The sequence below is a fragment of the Gimesia sp. genome, from assembly GCF_040219335.1.
GTDB lineage: Bacteria > Planctomycetota > Planctomycetia > Planctomycetales > Planctomycetaceae > Gimesia.
The window spans coordinates 134,349-149,031 of the sequence record NZ_JAVJSQ010000020.1; the positions used below are offsets into that span (position 1 = coordinate 134,349).

Genomic DNA, 14,683 nt, shown 5'->3' on the forward strand with positions numbered 1-14,683 from the left:
GTGCCCTTATAAACCCGGGCGTTAAGAGTTTGTGCTCGTAACTGTTTGTTGAGCATGTTGTGGTTTTCGTTAAATAAGGAGAGATGATGAGAACATCATCATCTAAGAAAAGAGGAATGAGAAGAGGATTCACACTAATCGAATTGATGGTCGCTATCGCAACGATAGCTGTTTTGATCGCATTACTTTTACCAGAGATTCAGAAGGCACAGGATGCCTCCCTGCAAAGTAAACAGAAATCGGGCCCCTACTGGGTATACCGCGAATACGAATACGCGGGCGGCCCGGTAATCACCGAAATTTCGGGAACCTATAAACACTCCCTCCAGGAAATCCTGGACATGTACGCCATCAACCTGAAAAAACAGCAGAAGGCTCATGCAGATGAACTGATGGCTGAAGAAACAGGTGAAGAGCCCGTTTCTGCCCCGAAAGTAGTTGCCCTGGCATCTGCTCCCACCAATGACATCACTGAAGTCAATGACACTGTGACACATGACCCTAATCTGGTCGAATACGATCACGTAGAGATGACCAAAGAAGAAAAGATAGACAAAGCAAAACGCGCCTTGAAGAACTTTAAATATGATCTGTCTCAGAACACCGCCTCACTGGTTGCACGCCGGAATCTGACTGAAGCGATCGAATTGCTGAAGCGGGATCTGAAACGCCTGGAAGCAGAACCGTAAGCCGGAATTTGTTTCCGCTATACAATGAAGACACTCTCCTGAAAACAGGTGGAGCTTGATTTGAGCGTCAAGTTTCACCTGTTTTTCTTTATTAATGGTCTGACTGCCGCGACTTACGAAGATCAATTATTTGTAGATCTTTCAAACTGGAAAAATGCGATCTTTTTTAGGAAAGTTGGTCTTGGCAGAAAAAATCAATCGCATTATAAATCCGCCTCTGCTGACTTCTGAATGAGTAAAACTCTCTCACTTCACTTTACTGATCCAGGCCTTCAGCGGGACACGTCCCCACGTGTCATATCTCAAAACCTACCACCCCATCAAAATTGATTTTTTTCCATTCATCTTTCCTTGAATCAGCTTGGCTTTTCCAGGAACTGTGATGCGTCGACCGATGTTTTCGATCTCCGGATCAATTTCACATCGCCTCGATGGATCGCGCTCTGGCAAATGTGATTCTATTCAGAGATCGATAAAGGAGCACTTAAGATGCCCATCTTCGTACGGGTATGCCTGCTTAGCGCAGTAACTTTATTCAGCATCACTCAGGTCGGTTGCCATCGCGGGCCAAACGCGCAGGTACGGCAGAGCATGTATCGCTCACAGCAACTCTATGATCAGAACATGGAGTTGGCCATGCAGCGTGATCAGTTCCAGCAGTCTGCATCTCTGTTGCAGCAGGAACGCGATCAGTTGGCCATGCGGGCGCAGACGCTGGAATCGAACCTCAACATTGCTAATAAGCGGCTCGACAATCTGAATGCAGAGCGTTCAGAAATGCAACAGCGTTATGTCAGCCTCATGAAGCAGGCCAAAGGACAGCCCAGCCCACTGGATGGCGAAGCCACTCGTCGCTTCCAGGAACTGGCTGATAAATATCCTGACTTCGAATTCGATCCACATACTGGCGTCAGTAAATTCCATTCTGACATCCTGTTTTCCTCAGGTAGCGATCAGCTTAAACCTTCGGCCAGAGAGATCCTCGACCAGTTTGCAGCCATCATGAATGATGGGAATGCGAAACGTCTGAACGTTCTGGTTGTCGGTCATACCGATGACAAACCGATCTCCAAAGCAGCCACACAGCGGCATCATCCGACCAACTGGCACCTGTCTACCAACCGAGCTAACTCAGTTGTCCTCTCACTCTCCAAGTTTGGAGTCAAGCAGGAACGCATGGGAGCCGCCGGTTACAGTATGTTCCAGCCGGTCGTACCGAATGCAAACGATTCCGCCCGGCAGAAAAACCGCCGTGTTGAGATCTTTGTACTCGCACCGGATGCAGTCGTAGCCGGCTGGGATCCAAACCCGACACTGTTGAATTAGTCGGTGCCTTCCGACATCTCAAATCTCTGATGGCTTCCCGCTAATGGCTCACCATGCGTCTGGATGGTGAGCCAGCCGATGACTCCGCAAAGCAGCGGAACAGCTAAAGCAACTCCCACCCTGGTCCACATTTTAATCGACCAGCGTGTATCTTCAGTCGGCCAGAAGACGCTTGGTAGAATCTGGTCCGTTTCCAGAACTCGTACGACCAGCATCGTGCAGAGCGCACCTGTGATCCAGAACGAGATCTGTACGACAAACACCGCCCGACTCTCCAGCCGTGGCAAATTACCACAAAAATCTCCTGCGAGCGACATCCAGAGTATCAGCAGGAACAGCCATTGTGCCCGACCCAGGTTTGATCTGGGAATGAGAGCCAGCTGATGCCGCCTCGCCTGACAAATTGCTGAGCCGACCGCAACCGAAAGCAGACTTCCCACGATTAGAAACCAGACCGTACCAGGAATCCCAGCATATTCATCAGGTATCCAGCCCGCCTCCTGCCAGCGAAACACATTTTTATGCAGGTTCTTCCAGGGTAATACGATCAGCAGAAAGATCAAACCGCTGAAGTTCATACCCCTGGATTCCACATCTTCCACAGGCGCTGCCAAAGCGATGACGGGCAGTGGTTGCCCATTCTCTCCCTGATCCGATCCCGCAGTGTTCTGTTGCCGTGCGAAAGTTAGTGCGCCCCAGCCAATCCCCGCCCCCATAATCAGCCCGAACAACTGCTCCATCCATTTCCAGTAATCCAGCCCCTGTAATGCGGGCCAGGCTCCGATGATCGACCACTGAGCTCTTCCCAGCATGTTCACAAAGTCCCCGAGCAGAAAGCCCAGCCCCCCAAACAGGAAGCCATAGCCACACCAGCGCAGAGCGGCTCGATTCTGTTGTTGACTGAGTTCATACAACAGAGCCAGCAAGACCCCCACACAGCCGGCCCAGTTATCCCCGCGGGGCGGCGTCATGCGGAGTCCCAGCACGAGTGTCAGTAGAAAAAATCCGAGCAACCAGCCTGACGCCAGCCGCAGCATAAAACCACAGGGAACGTGAAAGTCCGAACGCGTGTGGTAGAGCATCAAACTGACCAAAGCAGCAGACCCGGCAGCCACCCAGTCCACATCATAGGGGTTCCAGAGTTCGAACAGCCAGAAGGTCAAACCGCTGAAGTCCAGAGCCAGCCAGAAGAGCCACAGAAAAACCAACGGAACCGTAAAACGCTCCAGTTCGGATCGCTTCAGGGTGACCGACAGCGCCATTATTCCGGCACCAATGCCTCCCCAGAGTGCTCCAATCAGAAACAGGCTGGCGTAGCCATAGACGACATTCGGAAGTTCCATTCCCGCGGTATAGCCGATCACGCGGCCATAACTCATCTGCCCGCCGAACGACCAGCCAATCGCCCCAAGGAATGCCATCAGCGTAGCCCGCTGCCACCATTCGGGCCTGCGCGCAGTTAGACAGACGGCCAGAGCGACCAATGCTCCGGGGACCATCGCCCCGGCTTCATGTCCGTAATTCCCACGAAAGCCCCAGCCAACGGACATGGCCAGCGCGGGTAACAGAATCTGGCTGCAATGCTGCGCGGATCGCATACATCCCCCAAATCTCTGATTACAGAGCAAAGTAGCTTTTGATTCCACTTAATACACTATCAACGGCCACTGATGCCAGAATGAGTCCACTGATCCGGCTCACAATACTCGCCCCGGCATCACCAATCGCTTTCTGAATTGGTCCGGCCAGCAATAGAAAGCCGTAAGTGATGATCAGGACAGCCAGCATTGTGACCGTAGCGAGAAGCTGTTCACCCACATGAAACCGGTGATTGTCCGTGATCAGAACCACTGCCATCATTGCTCCGGGAGAGGCAATCGAAGGAATCGCCAGTGGAAAAACCGCTTTATTCTGGTGATAGTTGGCACGATTCGATTCTTCGATCTCTGACTCAGGTTTACTCTCGCCAAAAATCATCGTCAGCGCAAACAGAAACAGCACCAGTCCCCCGGCAATCTGAAATGCGGCGAGGGGAATATCCAACTGCTCCAGCAACAGTTGACCGCCGACAATAAATAGAATCAGCACGAGCGCCGCAGTAATAATGGCACGCAACGCGATTTTACGTTGCACCGCTCTGCTGGTCCCTGCAGTCACGGCGATAAAAACCGGAATACTCCCCACAGGATCGATAACCGCCCAGAGGTAGATAAAATCCTTGAGAATGTTTTCCCACATGAGACTCTGCTGTCTTTCCTGTTACCCGCACTTGAGTCAGTTATCCTGTTGATAGTGCGGGTTGGGCTCGGAAGGAATCGCCGCTTGGACCTGTTTCTGCCAGCGATGCAGTTCCCTGATGAGAGCTGCTGCTTTTTCCGGCTGGCTGTCAATCAGGTTCATCGTTTCGCCGATGTCACTGCGGGTGTTATAAAGTTCCCGATGCCCGTCTTCAAAAAACTCCAGCAGCTTCCATTCTCCCTGTCGAATGACTGAGACTGGCGTTGTACGAAATCGCTGCTGCATGCCCTGGTATTTTTGCAGATAAGCCGGAAAGTGCCAGAACAGAGACCGTTTTTTCAGGCTGCTTTGTGGATCTTTCAACAGGGGGACCAGACTTTCGCCGTCTAACTGGTAATCTTGTGGAACCGGAATCTCCGACAGATCCAGAAAAGTCGGGTAGAGATCCAGATTGATCACAGGTACTTCACTGGAACTCCCTGCCTGAGTCACACCAGGCCACTTGATAAGCAGCGGCACACGGATACCTCCCTCATACAACATACCCTTGGAACCACGGAGAGGTTTCATCGTGGTCGCGGGACCATAACCACCATTGTCTGAAGTGAAGACGACAACCGTGTTCTCTTCCAGCTTATGTTTTTTCAACGTCTGAAGAACACGACCGATACTGTCATCCATGCTTTTAATCATCGCCGCATACGTTGCATGCTGATGCAGCTTGCCTGCAGGTTTGTCTTCAAAATGTTTCTTATATTCCTCTTTGGCCTGCAGCGGTGTGTGCACTGCATAATGTGTGAGGTAGAGGAAAAAAGGTGAGTCCACGTTATCCTTGATGAAACTGCAGGCTTCAGCGGTCAGTCGATCTGTCAGGTATTCCCCCGGATCTCCATTTGAGAGTTGCGAATTGCGATAGGGACTGAAGTAACCGCCCCGCGGACTGCCCGACTGATTCCCGGCGATATTCACCTGAAATCCCTGAGAACGCGGTGACTTGCCGAGATGCCACTTGCCAATGCTGGCACACTGGTAACCGGCCTGGGAAAGTGTCTCTGCAATCGTCACGAATCGATCTGCCAGTACGACATTATTTTTAGCTGGGATCAGCTTGCGATAGCGGTCATTACCGCGTGCCGGGTCACCGACTGTGTAAACGCCATGTCGGGGCGTGTATTGTCCCGACATCAGGCAGGCTCGACTCGGTGCGCAATTCGGTGCTGCTGCATAAGCCGAGGAAAATCGCATTGATTCCTGTGCGAGCTGGTCAATATGCGGGGTTTCGTAGAAGTCACTGCCCATGTAGCCGACGTCACGCCAGCCCAGGTCGTCGATGAAAAACAGGACAATGTTCGGTCTGTCAGGAGCAGCGGAGATTGGCGTATGCAGACCAGGCATCCAGCAGAACAGGCAGGCAAAAACCAGCGAGCGAAGCATCAGAATTCCTTCCCGGACGAAGATCGAAATGAATGGTTTTTCCTACGACGATGGTATAGGATTGAAGCAGATTCATTCTAAACCCCCGGCGAACGGATGTCATTCCTTTAGCTGGCAATTCGAGCCAGATATGGAATCACTCGCTTACAGCCTGAAGGAACCAGCATGGTAGACAAGATCAAAGTCGGACAGATCGGTGTCGGACACCCTCACGCCGGCGGTAAAATGCAGGCCTTTCGCAAGTCAGCCGACTATGAAGTTGTAGGCGTTGTAGAACCCGATCCACAACTTCGCAAGTATGCAGAATCGACGGGCATTTACCAGGGGCTCCCGTTTCTGACGGAAGAGCAACTGCTCAATATCGATGGTCTGCAGGCGGTCGCCGTGGAAACCGAGGTCCCCGACCTGTTGAATACTGCGGAAACCTGCATTCGGGCGGGCAAACACATCCATCTCGACAAACCGGCGGGACTTTCATTGCCCCACTTCAAACGAATTCTGGATCAGGCAGCCCAGAAACACCTGCTGCTGCAGATGGGTTATATGTATCGCTACAATCCCGGCGTGGTGCTGCTGCGAGATCTCCTGCAGAAAGGCTGGCTGGGTGAACCGTTTGAAGTACACACGGTCATCAGCAAGAAAATGGATTCTGCCAGTCGGACTAAACTGGAACCCCAGCCGGGAGGAATGATGTTTGAACTGGGGTGCCATGTGATCGACCTGGTCGTTCAGATTCTGGGCCGCCCCGAAAACGTCACTGCGTTCTCACAGCATGCGTCCCAGATCGATGATCAACTGCAGGACAACATGCTGGCTGTGTTTCAATATCCCCGGGCACTGGCCACGGTGAAATCGAGCTGTAATGAAGTAGATGGTTTCAACCGACGCCACATTCTTGTCTGTGGTTCCGAAGGCACTTATCATCTGCAACCATTCGCACGACCGAAGGCAATACTGACTCTTGAGAAAGCCAAAGGCAAGTACAGAAAAGGGGCACAGGAAATCTCTTTCGACGGTTATACCCGTTATCAGGATGATGTAGCAGACATGGCTCGAATCATCCGACGTGAAAAAGATATGGACTTTTCCTATCAACATGATCTCGACGTGCAGGAAACTGTGCTTAAATCAGCAAGTCTTCCGATCACCTGATTTGAAAATCCACTCAGTCCTGCTTGAGTTGCCCGTAGGTATGCTGCGCGGAAGCGATCACGGTGACTGTCTCGTCGGTCTGCAGCAGGCGGCGGATCTCTGCTTCATCCTCCAGAGGGATGATAAACAGATCTTCGACCCGGTCACTGTCCGCCTGGCTTAACAGACAGACCAGCGCCCAGTCACCCGCCAGCGCCAGTTGGGTCGCAGCTACCAGATCCAACGGCAGTTTGTCGCGAAGTGGTTTGATGGCATCCAGTGGTTCATGACAACTGGCCAGCAACTGCATGCCCTCACCAAAGTCGGTGTCGATTTGAGTCAGTAGCACAACGCGACCATCTTGCGTCACCAGATTGCGTGCCGTCTCAAGTACGCTTCCCAGCTGATTCCACTGGTGCCCCGCTGGTCCACTCTCTATGGCAACCAGGATCATCTCGGCTTTATATTCCGGCTCGACGCGCCAGACACGATCGAGCAGTTCCTTGCCTTTTCGAAATGCAGCTTCCAGGCTGCCAAAAATAATATCCGCAGCCTGTTGACCGCCGGCAGGAATGACCTGCAGACTGTATTGTAGTCCCAGCATCCAGCCCACTTCATCGATCAACTGCCGCAGGGGCCGACTGTCGGACGGAGTCAGCTCACGGTGCGACTGCCCTCGACTTCTAACGATCGCTTCCATTGAGGAGAAGCCGGGATACAGCGAACTGCCGCCCCCCGCATATCCGATGAGCGGATCGTAGCCGACTTTTTCGATCGGCAGAATAAAATCCGCTTCCAGCAGATGGCGGGAGAGGTAAATGCGTTCGCCTCCTGTCGACGTGCCCAGGTATCCGAGATCGTCTTGAGACTCAGGGTTGTGGACGACCCAATTCGCCTGTTGCTGCAACTCGTCTGATACCGAGTTCTGGAGTTCCGATGCCCCGCTCTCGGAATCAATGGCGGACTGTAGAATCGTCAGATCTTCGATTGAAATCCCGCATTTGGAAAGATACCCCCAGACAGCATTGATGATGGCCCCGGCTTCCGGTGCCTGCGGATCAACCAGGATGGTTATTTTATCTCCCGACACAATTGCCAGATTGAGAGGCGGGAGTTCCAGTGGGCTGTTCAATGCCTGCTGCATCTTCTGCTTCACATCAGACAATGGTTCGGGCGACTGATGGTAGCAGATGACTCTTTCGGACGGGATTTCACATTGGAAATCCCCAGTCTGACCATATTTCAGTTCAATTTTGACAGTATCCGTGAGCGACACAACTTGATCCTGACTGACGCAACAACACTGGCTGATCCGATATGACGCATCGAATCAGGGATTCTGGTTGTTGATTTAAGTGAAATCGGGTGACACACTGAAATGTTAGCGGTTTAGAGGTGATTTCTACAGGAATTGTGATCACAATATTAGAATAACATTGCAGATTGCAGTTCAGAGACCCGACCAGTTTCTTGAACAGCGCCTGTTTTTTCCGGAAAGGTCATCATGACAGAAGACGATCAATTAATGATTCGAATTCAAAGTGGTGACCAGCGCGCCTTCGATGAGCTCGTGGAAAAATATCAGGGCCCCCTGATTGGTTTTTTTTTCCGAAACACCCGCGACTCCCAGCTCTCTGAAGACCTGTCCCAGGAAACGCTGCTGCGGGTCTACAACCAGTCGTGGGATTATCTGCCCCAGGGACGGTTCCGGGGCTGGATGTATCGAGTGGCCCGCAATCTGATGATCGACAGCATCCGCCGACAGTCGCATGATGCCCTGATCAAAGCATATACGGGAAAAAAACAGGACGAAGATGATTCCCTGAACCGACTGGCCAGCGAGGTCGTCTCGCCGGAAGAGAAGGCAAATATCAAGGAATTAGCGTTGATTGTAGATGAACTGCTGGGAACAATTCCTGAAGACCAGCGACTGACCTTCACACTGCATCATTATTCCGAACTGACCCTGAATGAGGTCGCGGACGTCATGGAAACGAACCTGGCCACGGCCAAAAGCCGTCTGCGGCTGGCTCGCGAGAAACTGCGGGAAAAACTGAAACTGATGGGCGTCACTGGCCCACAACAAAATTAAGAAATTTCGAACTTAAAAAAAGATATGAACCCACCGGCAACCGATTGCGTTGGTGTGAGCGGGCCTGGGAAATCGCATCCATTTTCATCAATTAACTGAAACAATACGGAGAAGAGGGGAATGAGCTATTTCAGCCGGCTCACTGATATTGTGACCTGTAATTTGACTCATCTGCTGGAAAACGCAGACGATCCCATTCAGGAAATCGAGCAGATCATAGCCGAAATGAAAGAAGGCCTCGCAGGCGCTAACCGCAGCGTGAAAACTGCGACCTCCAACGAACGGGCGATTCAACAGGATCTGGAAGAACATCAGCAGCAGATCTTTCAATGGAAAGAGGCAGCCAAGAATGCCCTGGCGCTGGGTGATGAAGCGGAAGCCCGCAACTCCCTGGTCCGAAAACAGGAGATCGAAGATCTCAAAGCCGGTCTGGAACAGCAGCATCGGGCAGCAGTCGCAACCCGCGAACATTTGACAACCACGTTGCACGCCCTGGAAGCCAGACTGGCCGAAGCCCGACGTAAGCAGGTGGAACTGACACAGCAGGCGGGGATCAGCGACGCTCCCACCGAGGAAGCGACTGAGGCTCCGGAACCGGAATCGACGGTCACTCCCTCCCGCTCCGAGCAGATCGACTCAGAACTGGCTGAATTAAAGCGGGAACTGGGACAATAACAACACGCCCCGTCCGCTGGCCCGGATTCGCGTCAAACTCCTCGATTTCGACAGGCACCATAAATCCGGCATAACCAGTTGAACTGGTTAGATTTAGGATAACCGAACCACCTTCAATCTGGACAGATGGTTCGAATGAGAAATTGTTTCTGAAGAAACCGCCAATCAGCAAGAAGGTACTTGCAACAGACCGGTTCTCATTTAGAATAAAAATAGATAAATAAAGGGGTTCGGAAGGTTTCAGCCTTGAACCGTCACTATCAGCCACGAGGCTGGAGCGACCGGTGCGGCTGGCATTATTCACCGAATCCGTATCTTCTTCGCCAAGGCATTCGTCTACCGTTTTTCAGGTTTAATCGGACTGAAATTCCCGAGACAATTGTCCGATGACGAATAACACAACTTCATTTCTCAATTTACATCATTGATGTCGGAGTCGCGCCACCATGGCCAAAAAGTACCTGAACCTCGAAGAAGCAGCAGCGCAGCTGGGCATGGAAACTGAAGAACTCAACCGCCTGCGGGAAGCGGGCGACATTAGAGGCTTTGCCGACCGGGGTGCATGGAAGTTCCGTCTGGAAGATATTGAAGAACTGGGGCGAACCCGGCAGGCAGATTCGGATCCCGCCATTCCCCTGTATACCGAAGATGCGGACCTGGAAGACGACGACCTGTTCGATTCCGGAATTCTGGACGAAGAAGAAATCTCCGCAGAATCAGACAGTGTAATTGATGAAGACGAAGTCGGTGAGCAGGCGACTGTGATTCGAGGCAGTGTCCATGACGATGATGATGAGCCAGTTGAATTAAGCAGCTCTGACAGCGATGTTCGTTTAGTAGTCGACGAAGGCGATGATCTGCAACTCGACAGCGAGCCCGAACTGGTAGCCGTCGGCGAAGACTCCGACAGTGATGTTCGCCTGACCGACGATTCGGGCATCGACATGAGCAGTGACAGCGATGTGAAGCTCGTAGATGCCGATGCGGAACAGGATGAGGAACTCATGGATCTGGATCTGGGAAGCGACAGCGATGTGAAACTCGTTGCTGACAACTCCAGCCCGATGGGTAGCGAAAGCGACGTCGCCCTGGTGGGCAATGACGACCTGGAACTGGTCAGCGACAGTGATGTCGCTCTGGTTTCAGATGAAGGCGACGATTCATCCATCCTGGCCGAAGACAGTGGCATCTCACTGGCGTCGGACAGTGGTATCTCCCTGGCCGGTCCGCTGGACAGCGGGATTTCTCTCGAAGGTGCAGATGAAAGTGGGATCTCACTGGGGGGAGACGATGACAGTGGTCTCTCGCTGGCCGATGATGAAAGCGGCATCTCACTGGAAGACGATACAGGCAGCGATATCTCGATTACAGCCGACAGTGGAATCTCGCTGGAGCCGTTCGATGCTGAAGAAACCAATCCTATGATGGCATCCGGCGCGAGCAAAGATGCGACCATGGAAATTCCCGCGCTGGATGATGACGATGACAGCAGCTTCGACCTGTCTGCCGATGATTCGAACGCGGATACCAGCGTACTGATGCTGGATGACGAAGGCAGTGCCGGTGGGTCTTCCGGATCCGTCATTCTGGACTCCGATGAAGATGGTGAATCCGGAATTTTTGATGAAGACGACGACTTCGCCAGCGACGACGGCATGTCGGATGTCTTTGATGAAGACGAAGATGACTTCGACGACATCTACGACGCTGACGACGACGACTTCGACGATTCATTCCAGAGTGGAGAAAGTCACGCCGAGTTTGTAGCGCCCGCTTCCTTTGCTGGTGGACGTGGTGCTGCGATGGCCGCTCCCGAACCGGAGTGGGGTGTTGGCACCTTCGTCGCTCTGGGCTTCTCAACCGTGCTGATGTGTCTGTGCGGCGTCATGATGTATGACCTGGTCCGCACGATGTGGCACTACGACGATCCGTCCACATTCAGCTCGACTCTGCTGGATACTTTCGGCGGCTTGTTCTAAACTCGCAGTCGAACATTGATCTACATATACAGACCGCAGGTCACAGTTACCCTGCGGTCTGTTTTTATGCGCAGTTGAAGCTGCAAAGATGAAAAATTTCCCCCTTCTCAGGAGATCAATCTGGTCTGGGTGGGAATCAGGTCAGGCAGATCGATATAATCAGATCTGGTAAGTTTCAAATCGTATCATTCGTTTTCAATACTATCTGGTGTTTTTATGCTGAACTGCAAATCGCTGCTCGTATTTGTTCTCCTCGCTCAATTTTCCGTCTCCCCTGCCCTGGCACAGGAACGTGAGTTAACATATCGCGATCGACGTCCACAGGAATACAAGCTCACCGCACGGGCCAGCGAAATCGATCCGCGTGCCAAAGAACATCCGGAGATTGACTACGTCTTCGAAGCCAAAGGGAAAGTTCAGGACCTGGAACACGCCGTGGTCGATACACGGAAAAAGCCACGGGGTAAACTGGTCATCTGGCTGATGGGATATAACAGCCAGCTGTTTGATGGCCTCTCTAAATTAGGTTTTCACGCAATTCAGGTCCATTATGCAAACCGCTGGTTTTCTAAAGTCTGTCGCGAGAATCCGGTTGGCGAGACCTGCCGGGGAAATGTGAGGCTGGAAGCTGCAACCGGCGAGGACTTTAGCGATCAGGTTTCCATCCCAAAGCCCGATGGTATGAAAGAGCGGGCACTCCAGTTCGTAAAATGGCTGGCGAAAAACAATCCCCAGGGAAAGTGGGACTATTACCTGACTCCCGACGGCAACGATCTGCGCTGGGATGATGTGATCATGGCGGGAAGTTCGCATGGTTCCACCACCGCTGCCCGTTTTGCCAAGCATCAAAAGGTGAGCCGGGTCGTGATGTTCTGTGGTCCCCGCGATCAGTATCAGAACTGGCAGTCCCTCCCCTCAGCAACTCCGACGAATCGATACTTTGGATTTTCCCATGTGCTGGACGGTGGTTGGACCGGCGACCATTACTGTCGTTCCTGGGAGCTGATTGGTCTCAATGAATACGGACCGATTGTCAACGTCGATCAGTCAAAGCCTCCTTATGAAAATACACGGCGGCTGATCACCGACTTCGATGTCAAAAACAATACCCGCCGCGCCCACTCTTCCGTCGTACCTGGTGGCAGTGCTGGTAAGAATGCGAAAGGCCAGTACATCCACGAACCAGTCTGGCTGTACCTGTTTACGCAACCAGTCGACAAAGTTGGCAAGCCGGTCCCATTGGATCCGGGTTGTGAGAAAAACCAGCGTGACAGCTGAGAGCTGAAGCCGTGATTAAGGCCGTTATTTTTGATCTGTATGGAACTCTGCTGGAACTCACGCAGGACCACAGACCTTTTTTACAAGTGGCGAAACACTGTACGTCGCTGAGTGTTCAGGCAGCCATTCACAAAGCACTGATCAATGATTGCCCTACCCTGAAAGCCTATGCCAGTCTGCTCCGGTTGAAGACACAACTCAACCTGGAGGGACTGGAACAGATCCTTGCTGATGACCTGCTCAAGGTGAGGCTCTTTCCGGATGTGCTCTCTGCATTAGAAAAACTTCAAAGCCAGCAGGTGAAAACTGCGGTCATCTCCAATTTAGCCACGCCTTACATCCGCCCCTTCGATGCGCACAATCTTCGCACTCACTTTGATGTTGTTCTCTTCTCATGTGAATGCGGTCTCTCCAAACCTGATCCTGCGATTTATCAACGGGCCATCCAGCAACTGATTTTAGCCCCTGAAGAAATCCTGATGGTTGGCGACAGCTATGCTTCAGATGTTCTCGGACCAGCGACAGCAGGCATCAAGGGCATTCATCTCGTGCGTTCGAGTGAAGACAGTTCTGCTACAGCTGTGATCTCTGGTTTGGAGTCACTGTTCGATTTTATCTGACTGGAACTGCCCCATACGAAGCTCAACTCTGAGGTAAACGTCCCCAGACCTGCACGATGCGGGGTAAGCCGGTAACGGTTCGCTGGTCTGCAGCAAACGCATTGAGTTCATCCACGATCTGGTCAATTTCCTCAGAGGATGCCAGTCCGTCTGCCAGAACCGCATCGGCAATGTTCTCCATCGTCAAACCGTTGAGCAGTTTGACTTCACCAGTCAGCCCCGTAGGTTGCACGACTGATACCTGAATGGATTCCAGCCCGCAGTCCATGACAAGCACAGGCAATCGCTGCCCGATATGCGGATCACCGCCCCGGTTCTGAACGACGGTGCAATACAGTTCATAGAACCTGCGAAACGCACCAGTTTCCGGCCAGGCAAATGAGCCACTCAAGTCGATGTCCTCCAGCGCCAGGATTCCTCCCGGACGTAACTGGTTTAGAAAAGAACTGAGAACCGCTTCCGGATTGCTGAGATGAGTCAGCACAAAACGGGAATAAACGACATCATATTCCGGCGGGCCTGCAGCATCCCGCACATCGACCTGACGATATTCCAGGTTGGATAAACCCAGGTCACGTGCTTCCTCTTGCGCGACGGAGAGTTTGGTGGCATCAAGATCAATGCCGACAGCCCTACCCGCGGGAGCAATGCGGCAAGCCAGTTCGCGCGTCACATCTCCTCCGCCGCAACCCACATCCAGACAATTTAGACCATCAACCAGCTCCAACCGATTCAAAAACGAGGAAGTGCTCTCCAACATGACACGCGACAGAACCCGTAATCGTTCCCGACCAGGCAGACCACCTCGAATGGCATAATGTGGAGTCTCAGTCATCCGTGTATCCATCCACTATTGAATTAATTGGTGTGCATTCTTTTCGAATGCATGCTCTGCGACCTCAGCAAAATAACGTAAACCGTCGCCAGCGACCACCTTCTTTTTGAGAAGAGGGGGGGGGATCCGTGCCCAAAGATGACTCACAGCGAAACTTCTAAGGTAAAAACCAGTAGAGCAAACGGTTAATTCCCACCAGCCAGTTACTTACATCAAATTCCCGGTACGCGCCACTTACAATCATGACGACTGAGAATCAGAATACTCTGAGTTTATTCAGAAAATCAGAAAAAACTATGTAGTCTGCCTGCTTCATCTGGAATGTAGTTAGAAGGGGCCCTCTCCTATTGGATTTGAGACACTGAAGTAGATCATATACAGGCCTA

13 protein-coding genes are annotated in these 14,683 nt (G+C 52.1%); 8 read left to right on the forward strand and 5 right to left on the reverse strand.

Annotation, left to right across the window (positions count from 1 at the left end; translation table 11 throughout):
• The first annotated feature begins 116 nt into the window (after positions 1-116).
• Complete coding sequence (locus RID21_RS17895; protein ID WP_232106685.1) at positions 117-689, forward strand: type II secretion system protein; 573 nt, start codon at positions 117-119, stop codon at positions 687-689.
• A gap of 591 nt (positions 690-1,280) precedes the next feature.
• Positions 1,281-2,015: an OmpA/MotB family protein gene (locus RID21_RS17900; protein WP_350191161.1), complete on the forward strand. Its 735-nt coding sequence runs from the start codon at positions 1,281-1,283 to the stop codon at positions 2,013-2,015.
• Here the strand turns inward: RID21_RS17900 and RID21_RS17905 are convergent.
• The 3 genes from RID21_RS17905 to RID21_RS17915 are packed head-to-tail and all read right to left on the reverse strand — an operon-like array spanning position 2,012 to position 5,687.
• Positions 2,012-3,613, reverse strand: a complete 1,602-nt coding sequence (locus RID21_RS17905; RefSeq protein ID WP_145442871.1) for a hypothetical protein — start codon at positions 3,611-3,613, stop codon at positions 2,012-2,014. The two genes, RID21_RS17900 and RID21_RS17905, sit on opposite strands and share 4 nt — an antisense overlap.
• A gap of 19 nt (positions 3,614-3,632) precedes the next feature.
• Positions 3,633-4,253, reverse strand: a complete 621-nt coding sequence (locus tag RID21_RS17910) for a MarC family protein (RefSeq protein WP_350191163.1) — start codon at positions 4,251-4,253, stop codon at positions 3,633-3,635.
• A gap of 36 nt (positions 4,254-4,289) precedes the next feature.
• Entirely contained in the window at positions 4,290-5,687 is a 1,398-nt protein-coding gene (locus RID21_RS17915; RefSeq protein ID WP_350191165.1) for a sulfatase, read from the reverse strand.
• Between the two features lie 165 nt (positions 5,688-5,852).
• Between RID21_RS17915 and RID21_RS17920 the strand changes: the two genes are divergently transcribed.
• Entirely contained in the window at positions 5,853-6,839 is a 987-nt protein-coding gene (locus RID21_RS17920; RefSeq protein WP_350191167.1) for a Gfo/Idh/MocA family protein, read from the forward strand.
• A gap of 13 nt (positions 6,840-6,852) precedes the next feature.
• Here the strand turns inward: RID21_RS17920 and RID21_RS17925 are convergent, their stop codons facing one another.
• Positions 6,853-8,094: a lactate racemase domain-containing protein gene (locus RID21_RS17925; protein ID WP_350191169.1), complete on the reverse strand. Its 1,242-nt coding sequence runs from the start codon at positions 8,092-8,094 to the stop codon at positions 6,853-6,855.
• Between the two features lie 228 nt (positions 8,095-8,322).
• Between RID21_RS17925 and RID21_RS17930 the strand changes: the two genes are divergently transcribed.
• The 5 genes from RID21_RS17930 to RID21_RS17950 all read left to right on the forward strand — a co-directional run bounded on the left by RID21_RS17930 (position 8,323) and on the right by RID21_RS17950 (position 13,462).
• Positions 8,323-8,910 carry an RNA polymerase sigma factor gene (locus RID21_RS17930; RefSeq protein WP_145044372.1) on the forward strand — a complete coding sequence of 196 codons (588 nt, stop codon included), beginning with the start codon at positions 8,323-8,325 and terminating at the stop codon, positions 8,908-8,910.
• Between the two features lie 120 nt (positions 8,911-9,030).
• Positions 9,031-9,585: a PspA/IM30 family protein gene (locus RID21_RS17935; protein ID WP_350191171.1), complete on the forward strand. Its 555-nt coding sequence runs from the start codon at positions 9,031-9,033 to the stop codon at positions 9,583-9,585.
• 446 nt (positions 9,586-10,031) lie between these two features.
• On the forward strand, positions 10,032-11,564 hold the full coding sequence (locus tag RID21_RS17940; RefSeq protein ID WP_350191173.1) for a hypothetical protein: 1,533 nt from the start codon (positions 10,032-10,034) through the stop codon (positions 11,562-11,564).
• 216 nt (positions 11,565-11,780) lie between these two features.
• Complete coding sequence (locus RID21_RS17945; protein WP_502892622.1) at positions 11,781-12,842, forward strand: BPSS1187 family protein; 1,062 nt, start codon at positions 11,781-11,783, stop codon at positions 12,840-12,842.
• An 11-nt stretch (positions 12,843-12,853) separates the two neighbouring features.
• Positions 12,854-13,462: an HAD family hydrolase gene (locus RID21_RS17950; RefSeq protein WP_350191175.1), complete on the forward strand. Its 609-nt coding sequence runs from the start codon at positions 12,854-12,856 to the stop codon at positions 13,460-13,462.
• Between the two features lie 22 nt (positions 13,463-13,484).
• Here the strand turns inward: RID21_RS17950 and RID21_RS17955 are convergent, their stop codons facing one another.
• Complete coding sequence (locus RID21_RS17955) at positions 13,485-14,297, reverse strand: class I SAM-dependent methyltransferase (RefSeq protein WP_350191177.1); 813 nt, start codon at positions 14,295-14,297, stop codon at positions 13,485-13,487.
• Between the last annotated feature and the right edge of the window lie 386 nt (positions 14,298-14,683).

Coding starts and splice junctions, on each gene's coding strand:
- RID21_RS17895 (WP_232106685.1), top strand. CDS start 117: ATGAGAAGAGGATTCACACTAATCGAATTGATGGTCGCTATCGCAACG.
- RID21_RS17900 (WP_350191161.1), top strand. CDS start 1,281: ATGTATCGCTCACAGCAACTCTATGATCAGAACATGGAGTTGGCCATG.
- RID21_RS17905 (WP_145442871.1), bottom strand. CDS start 3,613: ATGCGATCCGCGCAGCATTGCAGCCAGATTCTGTTACCCGCGCTGGCC.
- RID21_RS17910 (WP_350191163.1), bottom strand. CDS start 4,253: ATGTGGGAAAACATTCTCAAGGATTTTATCTACCTCTGGGCGGTTATC.
- RID21_RS17915 (WP_350191165.1), bottom strand. CDS start 5,687: ATGCTTCGCTCGCTGGTTTTTGCCTGCCTGTTCTGCTGGATGCCTGGT.
- RID21_RS17920 (WP_350191167.1), top strand. CDS start 5,853: ATGGTAGACAAGATCAAAGTCGGACAGATCGGTGTCGGACACCCTCAC.
- RID21_RS17930 (WP_145044372.1), top strand. CDS start 8,323: ATGACAGAAGACGATCAATTAATGATTCGAATTCAAAGTGGTGACCAG.
- RID21_RS17935 (WP_350191171.1), top strand. CDS start 9,031: ATGAGCTATTTCAGCCGGCTCACTGATATTGTGACCTGTAATTTGACT.
- RID21_RS17940 (WP_350191173.1), top strand. CDS start 10,032: ATGGCCAAAAAGTACCTGAACCTCGAAGAAGCAGCAGCGCAGCTGGGC.
- RID21_RS17945 (WP_502892622.1), top strand. CDS start 11,781: ATGCTGAACTGCAAATCGCTGCTCGTATTTGTTCTCCTCGCTCAATTT.
- RID21_RS17955 (WP_350191177.1), bottom strand. CDS start 14,297: ATGACTGAGACTCCACATTATGCCATTCGAGGTGGTCTGCCTGGTCGG.